This window comes from Rahnella sp. PAMC25617 (assembly GCF_050606005.1).
GTDB classification, from domain to species: Bacteria; Pseudomonadota; Gammaproteobacteria; order Enterobacterales; family Enterobacteriaceae; genus Rahnella; species Rahnella variigena.
In genome coordinates this window covers 303,388-320,381 of record NZ_JBOCUM010000014.1, presented here as the reverse complement: position 1 = coordinate 320,381, position 16,994 = coordinate 303,388, and the positions used below count along the sequence as shown (strand labels likewise).

Sequence of the window (16,994 nt, the reverse complement as noted above, 5' to 3'; positions counted from 1 at the left end):
TTCTTACGTCTGGTCAGTGAGACTTCTTAAGCAAAAACACAAAAAACAAAATGCCGTCCTCATCAGTAAATGTGGACGGCATGGAAGAATTAACTTAAAAATCAGAGTTTCGATGATTCTGCAGGTGTTGTCTGGCCCTGATCGCCCAGCGTTGTCCATGAGACCGTTGCTGCGCTTGACGAATTTCCTAAGTCATAAGTCAATGACGAAGCTGGCGAAAGCATTGCTTTGTTTTTAATCACCAGTTCGTTGCCATCAACCTTGAGCGAGGAAAATGTCAGGTAATACGGGGTCGGATTCGTCGCAACGAGTTGGTTTCCCTGCTTTTTGAACGTGATTTTTTGATAGGCACGGGTTGCTTTATCCCCGGAGAGCGCCTCAGGACGATAGATAAGTTTCAACGTTGACTTGACTGAAAAAACCATCGTATTCGACTCTTTCTTTTCAGTCTCAGGTATGGACTTAATATTCAGCCAGAAGACGGACTCGTGATCTGCGGGCAGGGCGGCACCATTATGAATAATACGCAACACATTTTCTTCGCCGGCAGAAAGGCTGAAGAGTGGAGGAGTCACGATAAAAGGAGATTTAACTTTAGATTTTGATTTTTTCTTTATGGCATCTGTTGCGGAAGGGGTGTCTGATAATGATTCAACCCATGACTGGATCAGATAATTGTTGCTTTTGTCTGGGTTTGATATCTTTATGACTGAATCCTGCCTCTGCTCCTCATAAATAACACGTGTTGCGCCGATTTGAATACCCGCAAAAACGAATGATGATTGGGTTAATAGAATGAGAGGCAATAGGGCCTTTTTCACAAATGACATAAAGAGATCCACAAATTGAAAAAAATAGTGAGCCTTATTTAATGAGACATCCTTTTCAGGCTGTCTCATAAACGACCATTATTTACGGCTATCTGTTATTCGTACAGAACAGAAATATTGGTGGCCATAACAAACTGACCGACTGCGGCTTCACCTTTGGTAGAGCGAATATTTGCAGTGAAAGGCAGTTCTATTTTTGCATCGCTACTGGCCGGTGCTGCCACCTGAATCGGGGTATTAGGTGATATCTGGCTGCCATTACTGTCTTTCAGTTCAATAACGATGCCGTCATCCTCTCCATGCGATACAGCAAAGTCGCCCGTTGAAGCATATTCATCACCAGAAAACTGGAACTGAAAACTGGAATAACCTGATGGGCAACCTGTCATATTGACTTTGAAATTAACTGCCGGCGAAGTTGCACCTACAGTACTGAGAGTATTAGCTTCAATAGTCCCCAGATCGATATTGCTACTGTCCTGGCCAGTATTATTGACATCAATTGTGCAGACACTGCCTGCTAAATTTCCTTTAAAATTAACGGTGCCGGTTGCCGAGGCAGTTTCCATTAGGCCCAAAGTAAGTAAGATACTCAAGGGAATTGCGATGATTTTTTTGTTCATAATATATCCGTATATTGGTGATGTTTATTAATGTTAATTAATTATGCGTAGTGGAAAAATCTGCATCAAAAATCATTCATAATGAACATTTATACCATTAGGCATAACGAAACTACCCTGATTAACTATTTGGTTTACTGCCAATAAGTTTACAGTGAAATGCATATCAGCAGATTGTTCATCTTTAGAGATATTGGTTGCGATTAACTCTTTAGATTTGACGTTACGACCTTCACTGTCTTTGATTTCATAGAATACACCGGAGCCCATTGACTCCGGAGCAGTGTAGTAATTTTCATTGAAAGAGGAGCTGGCTCCAGCAAATTCAATTGAATAAGATGAACCACCAGTGCAATTTTTAAGGCTTATAGTGAACGGAACGGCAGCCGAAGTTGCGCCGCCATTAGCGGTCAGCGAACTAACCGAAATGCTGCCCATATCCACGTCGCCTACCGTAGAACCACTGTTATTCACATCCAGGATGCAACTACTTGCCCCTATTGAACCGGTGAAAAGTATAGTTGCAGCGGAGGCAGTATTAATACCGCCAATCATCATTAATGCTGCAATGGATACAGGAAGTAATTTTTTGTTCATATTTAATCCTTTAATTTACGAGTAATGCCCGACGTATCTATCCGTATAAGGAATGTTTACCTGTCTAAATATAATAAATACATATTATAAAGAGCTTGCTAACTATAGGGACAGTTTGATGTTATAGCCATAGCAATTTCATAATTGTCCAAATTCGGATTTTAAATAGGAATTAAATAATTGTACGGAAAGGATGCAATTAAAAATGGGGGAGGGCGTGTCAATTAAGTTTATTAATTAGATGAAGAGAGGTAAATCCCACCTTTCGCAATGCCATGTAATAATAAGGCGGTGCTACAAAAGATGGGACCGATGTGTGTATTATTTAATCTCAGTGACGAAGTTCTCCCGGCTGCGACGGACTTTTTTCAGGTTCACCAGCCAGTCGCCTTCGTGGGCGCGGTAGCCCAGTGGCAATATGATGACGCTGCGAAGGTTCTTCTCTTTCAGACCTAGAATTTCATCGACGGCGACAGGATCAAACCCTTCCATCGGTGTGGCATCGACTTCTTCAAAAGCGGCAGCAATCAGCGCGGCGCCCAGACCGATATAGGCCTGGCGTGCGGCGGCCTGGTAATTCGCTTCGGTACCGCGTTCAGCCACGATGCCCAGCAGCATCTGGCGGTAGTTCTCCCAGCCTTCATTTTTAAAACCACGCACGTCATTGGTCAGGTCAAACATCATGTTCACGCGTTCCGGCGTGATGTCGTCCCAGGCCGCGAATACCAGCAGGTGAGAACAGTCGGTGACCTGCGCCTGACCCCAGGCAACGGTACGGATTTTGGCGCGGACATCCGGATTAGTGACCACAAACAGTTCGAACGGTTGCAGCCCGCTGGATGTCGGTGCCAGACGAATGGCTTCGAGAATGCGTTCCAGTTTTTCAGTTTCTACCGTTTTGCTGGCATCAAATTTTTTGGTGGCATAGCGCCACTCAAGGCGTTCATTTAAGGTCGTCATATTTTATTTCCGTGAAAGTGTGCAGGCGTGAATATTCGCATGATCGCGCACCACAGTTTTATGGATTTGAGCCCTGAGCTCAATAAGATTTCGCCACGTTTTTCAGGGCTTAGCCAGCGCTTCCATAAAGTGTTCAGAGAAAGCGGAAACCAGAGGCGCCGGGCGGTTGGGCAATCGCAACAAATGCATCGCTCTGGATACCGGCGCGTAATCAGGCAACACGCGGCGCAGCCTTCCGGCATCGATATCTTCCTGCAACATCACGCAGGAATGCATGACGATCCCCAGCCCGGATAAAGCGGCCTGACGGATAGCTTCACCAGAATCGACGGTGAGTCTCGGGGAAACCTGTGCATCAACCAGCCCCTGCGGTCCGTTAAGCGACCAGAGATGATCAGCACGCCACTGGCTGAAACTGATGCAGTTATGAACGGATAAATCAGCCGGAGTCACGGGTGTGCCGTGTTTATCCAGATACGCAGGCGATGCCGCCAGCAGCATTTCATACGGAGGAAGCGGCACGGCGATATAGCCTTCATCCTGCAAACTGCCAATGCGGATGGCTATCTGGAAGCGTTCCTCAATCATATCCACCCGCCGGTCGCTCAGCACCAGACAGGCATTCACGGCAGGATAACGCTGCAAAAAGGTCGACAATATCGGCGTCAGGATCCGCTGTCCGAACGAGACCGGTGCGCTGATACGCAACAGACCGGTGACTTCCTGGTTGAGATGCCGCGCCAGTGAATCCGCATCTTCCACCGTCGCGAGGATCTGCACGCCGTACAGATAAAAGCGGTGCCCGGCTTCTGTCAGCCCCTGACGGCGTGTCGTGCGGTTGATCAGCACGCAGCCGGTGCGTTTTTCCAGCATCTGGATATGTTTGCCTACCATCGCTGGCGTAATGCCCAGTTTATCGGCGGCTGCGGTAAAACTGCCGGACTCTGTCGCGCTGATAAAGGATTCAATGCACTTTAAGTAATCCATTGTTTCGTCCGGTGAGAATAAAGAATCACATTATAAATTTTTATTATCGAATTAATAAAGCAGACATCACTTTATCTGCGCTGTCCACATGCCGATAATCGCCGCCATACCCGTAAAAATTAATGTTAAGGAACGGCAATGCAGGCACTGGTTTTTGAAAGTACAGGTACGGCAGAGGTGTTACACATGCATGAAGCTGCGGATCCAATTCCGGCCGCTGATGAACTGCTGGTGGCGGTGACCGCTGCCGGACTGAACTTCGCCGATATTTATCGTCGTCAGGGGCGCTACCCGCTGGCAGGCAATTCACCGTATATCGCCGGTTATGAAGGTGCCGGGCGGGTTATTGCCGTCGGAGAAAACGTAAAAGGATGGAGAGCCGGCGATCGCGTCGGTTTCGCTGATGTCCCTCTGGCACATGCCAGTCACATTCGTGTCCCCGCTGAACACGCTATCCGTCTGCCGGAATGGTTGTCAGAATCTGACGCTGCAGCGGTGTTATTGCAGGGGCTGACCGCCGATTATCTGCTGCACGATGTATTGCCCTTGCGTGCAGGAATGCACGTCGCGGTACTGGCGGCGGCGGGTGGCGTTGGCCGCTTGCTGTTGCAGATGCTGAAACATCAGGGCATACATGCGTTTGCTGTCGCGTCGAATCAGGACAAGCAGGCTGCCTGTCTGGAGCTCGGCGCAGAAGCCGCTGGCGGTTACGATACCTGGGCTAAAGAAGTCAGGGAATGGCAGGGCGGGGGGCTTGACGTCGTGTTTGATTCTGTCGGTACAACGCTCACCGAAAGTCTTGATTCGCTCAAAGACGGCGGGCGGGTGGTGTTGTTCGGTATGTCAGGCGGCGCGCTTTCTGCATGTGATCCCTCACGCCTTCAGCTAAATTCGCACGGCATACTGGGTGCCGATCTGTGGACGTATCTGACATCCGGTGAAGAGCGCCAGCGTCGCGCAGATCGTCTGTTTGCGCTGATCGAAGAAGGAAAGGTGACACTGCCGCCTGTCACCGAATTCGCATTATCGTCCGGTGCACAGGCTCACCGTTTGCTCGAAACCCGCAGTTTCAGTGGCAAAATCATTCTTAAACCCTAAAAGTCTGCTCCGGAGAATATTGTTAACACCGGTTGCCTGATGAGAAGAAAAATCCATGCCTTGCGTGGATTTTTTGTCTGTGTCTCCGCGCCTATTTTTTCTGAGAAAGTGTTCTAGAATTGAAGCACAACTTGTCTGGTAAATAGCTTCTTACTTTCTGATAAGACTTACTTAAAAGAACAATTATTCTCAAACATAAGTGGGTGCTGTTTATGGTTACGCGGCGTGACTTGATTACCTATACTTCATTTTCAATGGTGCTCTCCGCGCTGGGTTTCACGCCAGCCGTCTTTGCAGCACAAGGTTTAAAACTGGGAACTGATACACCTTTTAGCTTCGAAGGGCTCATCCAACAGGCAAAAGAAAGCGCCAAAAGTCCTTATGTTGCGCCCCAACAGGTGCCCGACAGTTCAGTGGCCAGCATCAATTACGACATCTACAGCAAGGTCATGTATAAGCCGGAATATGCGCTTTTCAATGAGGGCGTCAGTCGTTTTCCGGTGACCTTCTTTAGCGTCAGCAATTTGCATAAATTGCCGGTAAAAATGGCGGTGGTTGAAAACAAACGCGCCCGGGAAATCGTCCAGAATGCGGATTATTTTACCTTCCCGGATAATAGTCAAAGTGCACTGTCTGCCGTGAAAGGTAACGTTTTCAGCGGCTTTCGCGTGCTGGAGCATCGGCAACCCCTTAACAAGCCGCCAGTGAAAGACTGGGTATCATTTCTGGGGGCGTCTTATTTCCGTGCTGTGGGCGAACTCGGCCAGTTTGGGGTGTCTGCACGCGGCGTGGCAATTAACACCGTTTTTGGCGACACCAAAGAAGAGTTCCCCGACTTCACGCATTTCTGGTTCGAATCTCCGGAGAAAGACAGCGATCGTCTGGTGGTTTATGCACTGTTGGATGGGCCGAGTGTCTGTGGTGCCTACCGTTTTGACCTGCAGCGCACCAAAGGCGTGGTGATGGATGTCGACTGCGTCCTGTTTTTACGCCGTGACGTGGGTCGTTTGGGTATCGCCCCGCAAACCTCGATGTTTTGGTTTTCCGAAATGGCGAAAGGATCCGCTTCCGACTGGCGACCTGAAGTCCATGACTCCGACGGTTTAGCGATCCTGACCGGCAGTGCCGAACATATCTGGCGGCCACTGAACAATCCTTTGCAAATCAGAGTCTCAGCATTTAGTGACAATAATCCGCGGGGTTTTGGCCTCATGCAGAAACAACGTGATCCTGAGAGCTATCTTGGCTCAGCCGGATATGAGCGGCGCCCGGATTTGTGGGTTGAACCGAAAGGTGAGTGGGGCAAAGGCTCGGTACAGCTGATAGAAATCCCTACCGACGACGAGATTTTCGATAACATTGTTACGATGTGGGTACCTGAGCAGGAAGCCAAAGCCGGTAGTGAACATCAGTTTAGTTATCGTATGCACTGGCTGGCCGATGAGCCTTATCCTTCAAAACTGGCGCGCTGTGGGATAACCCGGCTGGGAAGAGGGGGCAATCCCGGCGCTTATACCGATCCTGCGGCACGCAAATTTATGGTTGAATTCCACGGCGACGTACTGGAGCAACTGCCCGCAGATGCACATATTGATGCGGTGGTCAGCGCATCACGCGGCACGCTGAAAGATATTAAGGTGAACAAACTCCCTTCAGATAAAGGCCACTGGCGGACATTTTTTGATTTGCACGTCGACGGCAAAGAACCGGTTGAACTCCGGCTCTACCTCAAATCCGGCGATAAAACACTGTCAGAAACCTGGATGTATCAGTATCTGCCGTTTACCTCATCACCAAAACCGATGCAGGGAGTTTGAGGGTTAAGACCACATAAAAAACGGGGATGCAGATTGCATCCCCGCTGTTCATTACGTTCAGGATCAGAAATCGTAAGTCATGGAGACTTTCAGAGAACGCGGCTCGCCCTGATAGATATAGGTGCCGGTACTGTCGATATTTGACCAGTATTTTTCGTTGGTCACGTTATCCACCCCAGCACGCCAGACCATATCGTTCTGGTTGATTTTAGTCCGGTAACGCACGCCGAGATCCAGCACGGTGTACGAGTCAATTTTCTTCGTGTTAGCAGAATCAGCCCATTGTGATCCGGAATGATTAATCAGCGCGGTTGCGGTCAGGCCTTCCACCGGTTTGATGTCATATTCTGCGCCCAGCACCAGATTGTATCGCGGCACACCAATCGCATCTTTACCGTTGTACGTATTGTCTTCAGTTTTAGTCATCTTCGGATCAATCCAGGTCGCGCTGCCGTTCAGGCGCAGGCCCAGCACCGGTTCGCCAAACACGTTCAGCTCTACGCCACGGTTACGTTGTTCACCGTCCATGCCGTAATAGCCATCACTGTTCAGGATGCCGGAAGGTTTTTTGATTTCAAATAACGCCAGTGAACCTCCGATGCGACCAAAATCTGATTTTACGCCCACTTCATTCTGTTTTGAATGCGCAATCCCGGTGGTTGTACCGTAGTTTTTCGCGGTATCCGGCGCAATATCGCCCGGCTGCAAAGACTCGGTGTGGTTGGCGTAGAGGGAAAGTACCTGCCACGGTTTATAGACCACGCCGTACGTCGGCATCCAGCGACTGTCGTCGTAACGCGTTGAAACGTCTTCTGCGCCGGTGGCATTGCTGTAGTTACGCACAACCACTTTCTGATGACGGGCACCGACGGTGAACAATACGGTGTCATCCAGCACACCCATCGTATCGCTGAGTAAATAGCCCTGAGTGCGGTTACGTCCGGTCGTCAGCGGATCGTTGTAATTGCCGCCTGACAGATTAGGTATCGGGTTCGGGACATTCGGGGTGTCATAAATATTGGTGTTTTCTGCGTTGGCACCGTAGGCCATACGCCAGGCGGTGTTATTGCGTGATGTCAGCGCAGAATAACCGAAGTTCACTTTGTGAGTGATAAATGCGGTATCGAAATTGCCGCGAATGCCTGCCATACCGCTGAAGTTGTTGATGATGCGGTTAGTGTCCAGACGGCCAATCGTCGCCGTTCCATCTTCATCTTTCAGCGCAGGGGACGCGTAGTCGCCGGTTTCCCGCGAATGCTGTGCGCCAACACCGCCATAGACGGTCCAGTTATCGGTGACATCGTATTCCGCTTTTGCCATCCCGAACTCAGATTCAATGTTGCTGTAAATCCAGTCCTGACTGTAGTTGTGACTGTTAGACGGCACTTTCGGAATGAAATCTACACCGCTGATATTTACGCCAAGGCGGGCGTCGTGGAAGGTCTTCTTCTGATAGCCCATATCCACGGAAGTGCGAAGACGATCGCCGCGATAATCAAGCCCGAGTGACGCTGCCGTGGTGCGTTTTTTCTCGCCATCAATATCGGTTTCACCCTCGCGGTTAACGGCATTGAGACGGACACCAAACTGGTTGTCATCGCCAAAACGACGCCCCAGATCCAATGTGCCGCCGACCTGAGAAGAGGAGGTGTAATCAACACCGACGCGGGTCAGTGGCGTGTCGTCCGCATGTTTAGGTTCGAGGTTGATCATGCCGCCGACGCCGGTCGCTGCCGCGCCGTTCATCAATCCGTTGGCACCTTTAAAAATTTCTACCCGGTCGATTAACGAGGCATCCATCACCTGACGGGGAACGACGCCCGGCAGTCCGCCATAGGTCATGTCATCGCCATCGAGTTCAAAACCACGGATGCGGTAGGTTTCAGCAAAGTTGCCGTATCCCTGCACGTTCTGGACGGTGGCATCATTACGCACTACATCAGCGATGGTTTTTGCCTGCTGATCCTGCACCAGTTTCGAGGTGAAGCTCATCACGTTGAACGGCACATCCATCGCATTTTGTTCGCCGAGCATACCGAGACGGCCGCCATGCGCCACCTGTCCGTCGAGATAAGCCGGAACCAGATCATTTCCGCCTGGTTTGAATTCATTATCTGGCGTACTGACGATGGTCATGGTATCGCCTGACGCTGCTGTCGAAGAGGTCGCCGGAGCAGGGGCGGTCGCCGCCATCGCCGGTATACAGGTGACGCTGACAAAGAGTGCCAGCAGGCTCGGTTTGAACCCTGTGAATGTAACTGAATCGCGCATAATGTAACCCTGATGTAAAAAGGACTGAGAATCATTATTATTTGGATTTGCGATTATGCTTACAACAATTTGGGATGCAAGGAAAATCTTAGGGGACTAACTTTTTTGGCTGGAATCGCCCCGTACATCATAAAAAAATCCACGGCATCGCGTGGATTTTGGTTAATGCCGAGGTTTTTAGTTTTGCTGAAGGAGCGTAATTGAATCTATTTCTTCTTATTAAGCATCGCCTGTAAATCGGCAAACGGGTTATAGGTGGCAGCGCCAACATCATCTTGTGCATCCTCACCGGCCACCACCGTTGAACCGTACTGGTCGGCTTCGGTGTACTTTGAATGCTCGTGGTCATGGCAATACAGACACAACAACTCCCAGTTACTGCCATCTGCCGGGTTATTGGTGTGGTCGTGATCAATATGGTGAACCGTCAGCTCACGCAGGTTTGAATACACAAACTCCCGCGAACAGCGGCCGCACACCCACGGATAGATTTTGAGCGCTTTTTCACGATAGCCGCTTTCCAGCCGCTGGTAGTTTTTTGGGATCAGTGCCATTGAGATGTTACCTGTTACAAAGAGAAAATTTTATGAGAATGCCTCTAATATATCGCGTAATGAGGGAGAGGCGAAATGAAAGAGGGAGTCGGGCGCCAGCAGCCTGATCATAAAAAGAAAAACCCACGACAATGCGTGGGTTTTAAGTTAATGCAGAAACTAAAGTGCGGTTTAGACGTTGAACAGGAAGTTCATCACGTCGCCATCTTTAACGATGTAGTCTTTACCTTCAGAACGCATTTTGCCGGCTTCTTTCGCGCCTTGCTCACCTTTGTAGGTGATGAAGTCTTCGAACGCGATGGTTTGTGCGCGGATGAAGCCTTTCTCGAAGTCGGTGTGGATCTTACCTGCAGCTTGTGGCGCAGTAGCACCGACAGGGATGGTCCATGCGCGGACTTCTTTCACGCCAGCGGTGAAGTAAGTTTGCAGGTTCAGCAGTTCGTAACCGGCGCGGATCACACGGTTCAGGCCGGGCTCTTCAATGCCCAGTTCAGCCATGAACTCTTCGCGGTCAGCATCTTCCAGCTCAGCAATATCAGACTCAACCGCTGCACAGACGGCCACAACCACGGAGCCTTCGGCATCTGCGATCTTACGCACCACGTCGAGGTAAGGGTTGTTTTCGAAACCGTCTTCGTTGACGTTCGCGATGTACATGGTCGGTTTCAGCGTCAGGAAGCTCAGGTAACGGATGGCCGCTTTGTCTTCTTCGGTCAGATCCAGCGCACGCAGCATACCCGCGTTTTCCAACTGTGGCAGACATTTTTCCAGCGCAGCCAGTTCCGCTTTGGCATCTTTATCGCCGCCTTTAGCGCGTTTCTGCACACGGTGAATGGCGCGCTCACAGGTATCGAGGTCAGATAACGCCAGTTCGGTGTTGATGACATCGATGTCGTCAGCCGGATCCACTTTGTTGTTAACGTGGATGATGTTGTCGTTTTCGAAACAACGTACAACGTGGCCGATCGCTTCGGTTTCACGGATGTTGGTCAGGAACTGGTTACCCAGGCCTTCACCTTTAGATGCGCCTTTTACCAGACCTGCGATATCCACGAATTCCATGGTGGTTGGCAGAATACGCTGCGGTTTTACAATCTCGGCCAGCTTGTCGAGACGCGGATCAGGCATTGGCACCACGCCGGTATTCGGTTCGATGGTGCAGAACGGGAAGTTTGCTGCTTCGATACCCGCTTTGGTCAGCGCATTGAACAGAGTAGATTTACCGACGTTGGGCAGGCCCACGATACCGCATTTGAATCCCATGTTTTTCTCACCTTAATAGCTTAGTTATCAAGCGATTAACTCTAACCGCACGATGTAATGACCATAATTCCCCGCATTATACACGTAAACGACATTTATCTCGATCCGCTTGTGATCCCAGGTGGTGCAGGCTGCGGATTAAACCTTGCCTCAGTTCCGTCATTTTTAGATACTTGTCACAATTTTTTAACTGAGTTGGAAATATACCGGATGTCTTATGTTTAGCCCGCGTGGTTTGAAGTTGTCAGAAGTGAAGAATGAAACGCTGGCCGGATTTGTGGTGGCGGTGTCGATGATCCCGGAAGCGGTCGGGTTCTCGCTGGTGGCCGGATTGTCGCCGATTGTCGGTCTGCACACGGCGTTTATTATCGGGTTAGTGACCGCGCTGTTCGGCGGCAAACCGGGCATGGTTTCCGGCGCGGCAGGTTCTATTGTGGTGGTGCTGATGAGTCTGGCTGCGCAGCACGGCATGGGATACGTCCTGTGGGCGACGATTTTTGCGGGGATCATTCAGATCCTGATTGGCGTTTTCCGCCTCGGTAAATTTATCCGTCTGGTGCCGTTGCCTGCGGTTCACGGTTTTGTGAACGGGCTGGCGATTGTCATTATGCTGGCGCAGTTACACATGATTGCCGGGCAGGGACCGCTGATGTACGGGCTGGTTCTGCTGGCGATTCTGGTGGTGGTGCTGTTCCCTAAACTGACCAAAATCATTCCGTCTTCGCTGGCTGCGCTGATTGTGGTCTCCGCCGTCGCGATTGGCTTTAATCTGCAGACTTTACGTGTGGGAGATCTCGCGGATATTTCCGGCGCGTTGCCGCATTTCAGCCTGCCGGTCGCGCCGTTCAATGCTGAAATGCTGAAAGTCGTGTTGCCGTATGCGGTCGTCATCGCGCTGGTCGGTCTGATTGAATCGCTGCTGACCATGACGGTGCTCGATGAAATGGGCAATCAGAAAGGTAACGGTAACCGTGAAAGTATTGCGCAGGGTGCAGGGAATACGATTTGCGGATTGTTTGGTTGTTTCGCCGGTTGTGCAATGATCGGGCAGTCGATCATTAACTTCACTTCCGGCGGTCGCGGACGCATTTCCGGTACGGTGGGCGCTATTTTGCTGATCTTGTTCGTGGTCAGTCTCTCCGGATATATCGGTCTGCTGCCGGTTGCAGCGCTGGCCGGGATTATGCTGGTAGTCTGCTACAACACCTTTGAGTGGAGTTCGTTGCGCCGCTTGCGCCGTATGCCTAAAGCCGATGTGCTGGTGATGCTGATTGTTACCGTCATTACCATTTTCACCGATCTGGCCGTGGCGGTGATCAGCGGTGTGATTATTTCGGCGCTGGTTTTCGCCTGGCAGCAGGCGCGTATCCGTATTCGTGAGCACAAAACCAAAGGCGACCTGGCGGTATATAAACTGGACGGGCCGCTGTTCTTTGGCTCTGCCGCAACCTTTGCCGAGCTGTTTAATCCTGAAAACGATCCGCAAAACGTGGTGCTGGATTTTGCCGGTACGCGGGTGATGGATTCGAGCGGGGTGGAGGCGATTGATAAGCTGACGACGCGTTATCTTGAAGCCGGTAAAAGTATCCGCCTGCGCCATCTGAGTCATGACTGCATAAGTCTGCTTAAGAAAGCCGGACCGTTCTGCTCGCATGAACTCGACGATCCGCAATATTATGTCGCGGAAGATACTCTCTGAAATCATCATGGTGTCGCCTGAAAATGGCGCACCTCTTATGTGACTTTCCTTTGACTTTCCTTATAAAAACGGCTGGCAGAAAACCAATCTGCCGGCCGTCCCGCCTTGCTGATAAATGCTTACAATTCGTGGCAAAAAAACGGCCAAATTCATATCGCTGAAAATTCTGTAATGTTATACGGTTACGCTCATCTGACTGCGTAATTGCTGGCTCCGTGCCCGCCTTGCGGGTTATTTTTTTTCTGCCGGAGCAGACATGAGCACAAACAAGGCATCCCGGACTGATGACGCCGGTAAACCTCTGCGTTTTCAGGTCGCCGCCTCCCACACACGCTGGCTGACCGGGCTTATCAACGCCATTATGGTGATCAGCAGCGTGCTGTATCTGATATTGCTGATGCTGTATATGGTTTCCCCTGACTCAGTCTGGCCGTGGGTGACCGGCAATATTATGGCTGCCCTGTGGGTTTGCGCCGCCTCCCTGCAATGTGCGCGACGCATTACCCGCTGGCGCGGGCATCAGTTTGCATCTCCGGCTGAACCCGTTTTGCCGGAAAAACCTTCCGTTTTTCTCCATCGTCTGACTGCTTCAGCCCGCGTGCGCCCGCTGTTGCGTTATGTCGATGCGCACGTGTTCTTTCAGGCACTTCCAGCATTAGCCGCATTACTGCTCATCTTTCTTTTGTGGCAACTGCCTTTACCTGCTAACGAAGCAGGGGATGCGGGGTATTTTGCCGGATCATTCTTCCTTCTTTGCGCCTTTGCGGTGCTGGTACTTGAACGTCACTGGACGTTAAAAAATCCGCAGGAATGGCCGGAAGCCGCAAGACTGGCACCGCTGCTGCGCATGCTGATTGGCGTTTTGCTACTGAGTGCCGCCGCCGTGATGTTTGCCCGTGGCACGGCGGTCTGGCCTGTGCATCTGCTGGTGCTCACCGGAATATTACCGGCGCTGGTGGCGCTGGAACTTTTCCTGCGCGCGCTGATGGCGCTGTTTTCGCCGCCGCGTGAGGACAAAGAGCCGGAGTTTATCGCGGGCAGTCTGCTGGCGGCACAAATTTGCTGGCCGCCTCGTCCGCTGCAGTTTGTGCAGAACGAGTTGCATCAGCATTTCGGCATCGATCTGCGCCAGATCTGGGCATTCCATTTTATCCGCCGCGCGCTGTTGCCGCTGGCCGCATTTTTACTGCTGACGGGCTGGCTGCTGACCGGCGTCAGTGAAGTCCCGCTGACGCAGCGGGGGGTTTATGAATCTTTCGGGAAACCGGTCGCGGTCAGGCAACCCGGTTTGCATCTCGGTCTGCCGTGGCCTTTCGGGCATACGCTAATGGTCGACAACGGCGAAGTGCATGAACTCACCACCGGCGCGGAAGAACCGGCGACGACTTCGCCGGTCGAGGTTGCCGATACCGCCGAAGGCCCCGCGCCGGAAAGCGCCAACCGGTTATGGGATTCCAGCCACAGCAGCGACAAATCACAAATTATCGCCAGCGCGGGCAATGACCGGCAGAGCTTTCAAATCATGGATATGGACGTGCGGTTTGTGTACCGCATCGGCATGAACGATGACGCAGCAATGGCGAGTTTGTATCACACCGAAAATATGCCGGTGCTGATCCGCAGTATCGCCAATCAGGTGCTGGTGCATGATTTCTCCTCCCGCACGCTCGACAATCTGCTGGGCAGCGAACAGACTCGCCTTGCCGCCGCTATCGGGCAAAAAGTGCAACGCCAGCTGGATAATCTCCACAGCGGTGTGGAGCTGCTGGCGACGGTGATTGAATCCATCCATCCGCCAGCGGGCGCAGCGGATGCTTATCATGGCGTACAGGCCGCGCAGATCCTGGCACAAAGTGCGATTGCCGGTGAGAAAGGACAGGCCGCGCAGCAGCTGAATGCCGCGCAGCAATTTTCCCGTCTGGCGCTGGATGCTGCCAAGGCACAAAGTCATGAAAATCTCGATCAGGCGCAGGTGATGGCCTTGCGGTTTAACGCGGAAAATCAGGCGTATCAGGCTGGCGGGCAGTCGTTCCTGAATGAGCGTTATTTCAGCCAGCTGACGCTGGCGATGCAACAACATCCTAAAGTTTTGATTGTCGACAGCCGTATTGGTGGCGAAACGCCGCCGGTTCTGGATCTGAGAAATTTCACCCTGCCATTTACGCCCGGAGCGGATAAAGCGGCGCATTCTGTTAAAGCGGAGACTACCCGGTGAGTGATCCCCAACATACTCAATCCCACGACCATGACCACGGTGCCCAACACGGGCATCATCACGGTGGCGGACATCACCATCATCACCACGCGCATTCAGGACCCGCTGCGCCGAAATTCTGGCGGCGCGCATCGGTTGCCATCGTGCTGGTGGCGCTGATTGCCGCGTCTGCCTGTCTGGTACAGGTGCGTTCCGGCGAAGCGATGGTGATCACCCGATTTGGTGATCCGGTGCGCGTGCTGCTGAATCCCGGGCTGGCATGGCATCTGCCGGTGCCGCTGGAAACCGCCATTCCGGTAGATTTACGCATTCGTACCACGTCGAGCGGTTTGCAGGATGTCGGCACGCGCGACGGCCTGCGGATCATCGTGCAGGCGTATACCGTCTGGCAGGTGAAAAACGATCCCCAGCATGTGCAGCGTTTTATCCGTGCGGTACAAAACCAGCCGGATATGGCTGCCGCGCAGATACGCACGTTTATCGGCTCGGCGCTGGAAACCACCACAAGCGGTTTTGCGCTGGCTGATCTGGTGAATACCGACGCCAGCAAAATTCGTCTTTCCGGTTTTGAACAGCATTTGCATGACCAGATTGCCCGCCAGTTACTCGACAGCTATGGCATCGAACTGGTGCAGGTTGGCGTTGAGCGCCTGACGCTGCCTTCCGTGACACTGGATGCAACCGTAGATCGTATGCGTGCTGAACGCGAAACTATCGCCACCCAGCGCTCTGCTGAAGGCAAACGTCAGGCGGCCGAAATCCGGTCTTCCGCCGAGCGCGATGCCCGCGTGATAAAGGCCGATGCGTCGGTTAACGCCGCCAATATTGAAGCGCAGGCGCAGGTACAAAGTGCGGCGATTTACGCCAAAGCGTGGGCCGGTAATCCCCCGTTGTACGATTTGCTGCGCTCGCTCGATACGCTCAACAGCGTGATCACGCCCGGCACGCAGCTTGTATTGCGTACCGATGCCGCACCGTTCAGACAGCTGGTCGAAGGCCCGCCGGTTTTACCCGCCGCCAATAACGAGCCACATCCATGAATCCGCTGGCCCGTTTTCAGGGCAATGCCTGGTTTCAGGCGGGAAGGATGGCGTATCTGGCCTTGTTTGCCATAACGCTGATTGCCGCCGCCAGCTGGCTGTTCTCCAATGTCCGCCAGATTGAGCCGGACAAACGCGCGGTGGTGATGCGCTTCGGGGCTGTATCACGCACGGCAGGTGCCGGCCTGCTGCTGGCGTGGCCCGAACCGCTGGAGCAGGTGGAAATATTACCCGCCGCCGACAGGGTGATCGAACACCATGTTACAGCCTTGCTGAGAAAAGACATTGTGCCTGCGTGGACCAACACCGGCGGCGAGAAAAGTGACGCGGTTGCCGGTGCAGGATATTTGCTGACCGGTGATTCCGGCGTGGTCCAGCTGGATGTGCAGGTGTATTACGTCATCACCGATCCGGTGGCGTTTGTGTTACAGGGCGGGCACGTATTACCGGCGCTGGATCGCTTAACCGAACACGCTGCGGTGGCGATTTGTGCTTCACGCGACCTTGATACGATTCTGGTCGCACGACCAGAAATGGTGGGTAACAGTAGCAATATCGCCGAACGACGCGAGCGGCTGCGCGGTGATTTGCGTCAGGGTATTAATCAGCAACTCGCCGCGCTGAATACGGCGGGCAGCAGCACCGGTATCGAAGTCATGCGCGTTGACGTGCAGTCTTCTTTGCCGCCCGCGGCGGTTGATGCATTTAATGCCGTTCTGACTGCCAGTCAGCAGGCGGAGCAAAATATCGCCAGCGCCACTAATGAGGCGGCCCGCGTGCATCAGGACGCTGTTCAGTCGGCAGATCGCGCCTTACAGGTTTCACAGGCCAAAGCCAGTGAACAGATTGCGCGGGCTTCCACCGATACCGCGACGATTGTGCAACTGGCAAACGATCATTCTCCTGAATTGTTGTGGCGTTTGTGGCGCGAGCGGATACCTGCGATCCTGGCTCATGCCGGCAGCGTGACGGCGGTTGACCCCCATGACGACGCGCATCTGATCCTGCCGGGGCCAGACCGTCCATCCTCTCAACCCTGA

At 52.3% G+C, this 16,994-nt stretch carries 14 protein-coding genes; 6 read left to right on the top strand and 8 right to left on the bottom strand.

Going from position 1 to position 16,994, the window contains the following annotated elements:
• Window positions 1–101 precede the first annotated feature (101 nt).
• From ACM615_RS18670 to ACM615_RS18650, 5 genes are all read right to left on the bottom strand, one after another.
• Window positions 102–899 (bottom strand): fimbrial biogenesis chaperone, encoded by a 798-nt coding sequence (locus ACM615_RS18670; RefSeq protein ID WP_431012318.1) that lies wholly within the window; start codon window positions 897–899, stop codon window positions 102–104.
• A 26-nt stretch (window positions 900–925) separates the two neighbouring features.
• On the bottom strand, window positions 926–1,453 hold the full coding sequence (locus tag ACM615_RS18665; RefSeq protein WP_129639983.1) for a fimbrial protein: 528 nt from the start codon (window positions 1,451–1,453) through the stop codon (window positions 926–928).
• Window positions 1,454–1,525: 72 nt separating this feature from the next.
• The gene (locus ACM615_RS18660; RefSeq protein WP_129639984.1) at window positions 1,526–2,050 is read right to left on the bottom strand and encodes a fimbrial protein; all 525 of its coding nucleotides are present in this window, start codon (window positions 2,048–2,050) and stop codon (window positions 1,526–1,528) included.
• Window positions 2,051–2,371: 321 nt separating this feature from the next.
• Complete coding sequence (locus ACM615_RS18655) at window positions 2,372–3,010, bottom strand: NAD(P)H-dependent oxidoreductase (protein WP_159281184.1); 639 nt, start codon at window positions 3,008–3,010, stop codon at window positions 2,372–2,374.
• A 102-nt stretch (window positions 3,011–3,112) separates the two neighbouring features.
• Window positions 3,113–3,997, bottom strand: a complete 885-nt coding sequence (locus tag ACM615_RS18650) for a LysR family transcriptional regulator (protein WP_431012317.1) — start codon at window positions 3,995–3,997, stop codon at window positions 3,113–3,115.
• Window positions 3,998–4,135: 138 nt separating this feature from the next.
• Here ACM615_RS18650 and ACM615_RS18645 point away from each other — a divergent pair, with 138 nt between their 5' ends.
• A complete protein-coding gene (locus ACM615_RS18645; RefSeq protein WP_431012316.1) occupies window positions 4,136–5,095 on the top strand; it encodes a quinone oxidoreductase family protein in 960 nt (319 codons plus the stop codon).
• A 230-nt stretch (window positions 5,096–5,325) separates the two neighbouring features.
• Entirely contained in the window at window positions 5,326–6,912 is a 1,587-nt protein-coding gene (locus tag ACM615_RS18640) for a glucan biosynthesis protein (RefSeq protein ID WP_431012315.1), read from the top strand.
• Between the two features lie 63 nt (window positions 6,913–6,975).
• Here the strand turns inward: ACM615_RS18640 and ACM615_RS18635 are convergent, their stop codons facing one another.
• From ACM615_RS18635 to ychF, 3 genes are all read right to left on the bottom strand, one after another.
• The gene (locus ACM615_RS18635) at window positions 6,976–9,183 is read right to left on the bottom strand and encodes a TonB-dependent receptor (protein ID WP_431012314.1); all 2,208 of its coding nucleotides are present in this window, start codon (window positions 9,181–9,183) and stop codon (window positions 6,976–6,978) included.
• A gap of 206 nt (window positions 9,184–9,389) precedes the next feature.
• Window positions 9,390–9,737, bottom strand: a complete 348-nt coding sequence (yajD, locus tag ACM615_RS18630; RefSeq protein ID WP_112288719.1) for an HNH nuclease YajD — start codon at window positions 9,735–9,737, stop codon at window positions 9,390–9,392.
• Between the two features lie 171 nt (window positions 9,738–9,908).
• A complete protein-coding gene (gene ychF, locus ACM615_RS18625; RefSeq protein ID WP_112288718.1) occupies window positions 9,909–11,000 on the bottom strand; it encodes a redox-regulated ATPase YchF in 1,092 nt (363 codons plus the stop codon).
• A 217-nt stretch (window positions 11,001–11,217) separates the two neighbouring features.
• Between ychF and ACM615_RS18620 the strand changes: the two genes are divergently transcribed.
• The 4 genes from ACM615_RS18620 to hflK (ACM615_RS18605) all read left to right on the top strand — a co-directional run bounded on the left by ACM615_RS18620 (window position 11,218) and on the right by hflK (ACM615_RS18605) (window position 16,994).
• The gene (locus tag ACM615_RS18620; RefSeq protein ID WP_132964087.1) at window positions 11,218–12,699 is read left to right on the top strand and encodes a SulP family inorganic anion transporter; all 1,482 of its coding nucleotides are present in this window, start codon (window positions 11,218–11,220) and stop codon (window positions 12,697–12,699) included.
• Between the two features lie 256 nt (window positions 12,700–12,955).
• Entirely contained in the window at window positions 12,956–14,914 is a 1,959-nt protein-coding gene (gene hflK, locus ACM615_RS18615) for a protease modulator HflK (RefSeq protein ID WP_431012313.1), read from the top strand.
• Window positions 14,911–15,954: a protease modulator HflC gene (hflC, locus tag ACM615_RS18610; protein WP_279919041.1), complete on the top strand. Its 1,044-nt coding sequence runs from the start codon at window positions 14,911–14,913 to the stop codon at window positions 15,952–15,954. Before hflK (ACM615_RS18615) ends, hflC begins: the two co-directional genes overlap by 4 nt.
• Window positions 15,951–16,994 carry a protease modulator HflK gene (hflK, locus tag ACM615_RS18605; protein WP_431012312.1) on the top strand — a complete coding sequence of 348 codons (1,044 nt, stop codon included), beginning with the start codon at window positions 15,951–15,953 and terminating at the stop codon, window positions 16,992–16,994. The genes hflC and hflK (ACM615_RS18605) overlap by 4 nt, the downstream gene beginning before the upstream one ends.

What these genes read in the sequence shown, in the direction of transcription:
- ACM615_RS18670 (WP_431012318.1), bottom strand. Translation starts at nt 899, where the DNA reads ATGAGACAGCCTGAAAAGGATGTCTCATTAAATAAGGCTCACTATTTT.
- ACM615_RS18665 (WP_129639983.1), bottom strand. Translation starts at nt 1,453, where the DNA reads ATGAACAAAAAAATCATCGCAATTCCCTTGAGTATCTTACTTACTTTG.
- ACM615_RS18660 (WP_129639984.1), bottom strand. Translation starts at nt 2,050, where the DNA reads ATGAACAAAAAATTACTTCCTGTATCCATTGCAGCATTAATGATGATT.
- ACM615_RS18655 (WP_159281184.1), bottom strand. Translation starts at nt 3,010, where the DNA reads ATGACGACCTTAAATGAACGCCTTGAGTGGCGCTATGCCACCAAAAAA.
- ACM615_RS18650 (WP_431012317.1), bottom strand. Translation starts at nt 3,997, where the DNA reads ATGGATTACTTAAAGTGCATTGAATCCTTTATCAGCGCGACAGAGTCC.
- ACM615_RS18645 (WP_431012316.1), top strand. Translation starts at nt 4,136, where the DNA reads ATGCAGGCACTGGTTTTTGAAAGTACAGGTACGGCAGAGGTGTTACAC.
- ACM615_RS18635 (WP_431012314.1), bottom strand. Translation starts at nt 9,183, where the DNA reads ATGCGCGATTCAGTTACATTCACAGGGTTCAAACCGAGCCTGCTGGCA.
- yajD (WP_112288719.1), bottom strand. Translation starts at nt 9,737, where the DNA reads ATGGCACTGATCCCAAAAAACTACCAGCGGCTGGAAAGCGGCTATCGT.
- ychF (WP_112288718.1), bottom strand. Translation starts at nt 11,000, where the DNA reads ATGGGATTCAAATGCGGTATCGTGGGCCTGCCCAACGTCGGTAAATCT.
- ACM615_RS18620 (WP_132964087.1), top strand. Translation starts at nt 11,218, where the DNA reads ATGTTTAGCCCGCGTGGTTTGAAGTTGTCAGAAGTGAAGAATGAAACG.
- hflK (WP_431012313.1), top strand. Translation starts at nt 12,956, where the DNA reads ATGAGCACAAACAAGGCATCCCGGACTGATGACGCCGGTAAACCTCTG.
- hflK (WP_431012312.1), top strand. Translation starts at nt 15,951, where the DNA reads ATGAATCCGCTGGCCCGTTTTCAGGGCAATGCCTGGTTTCAGGCGGGA.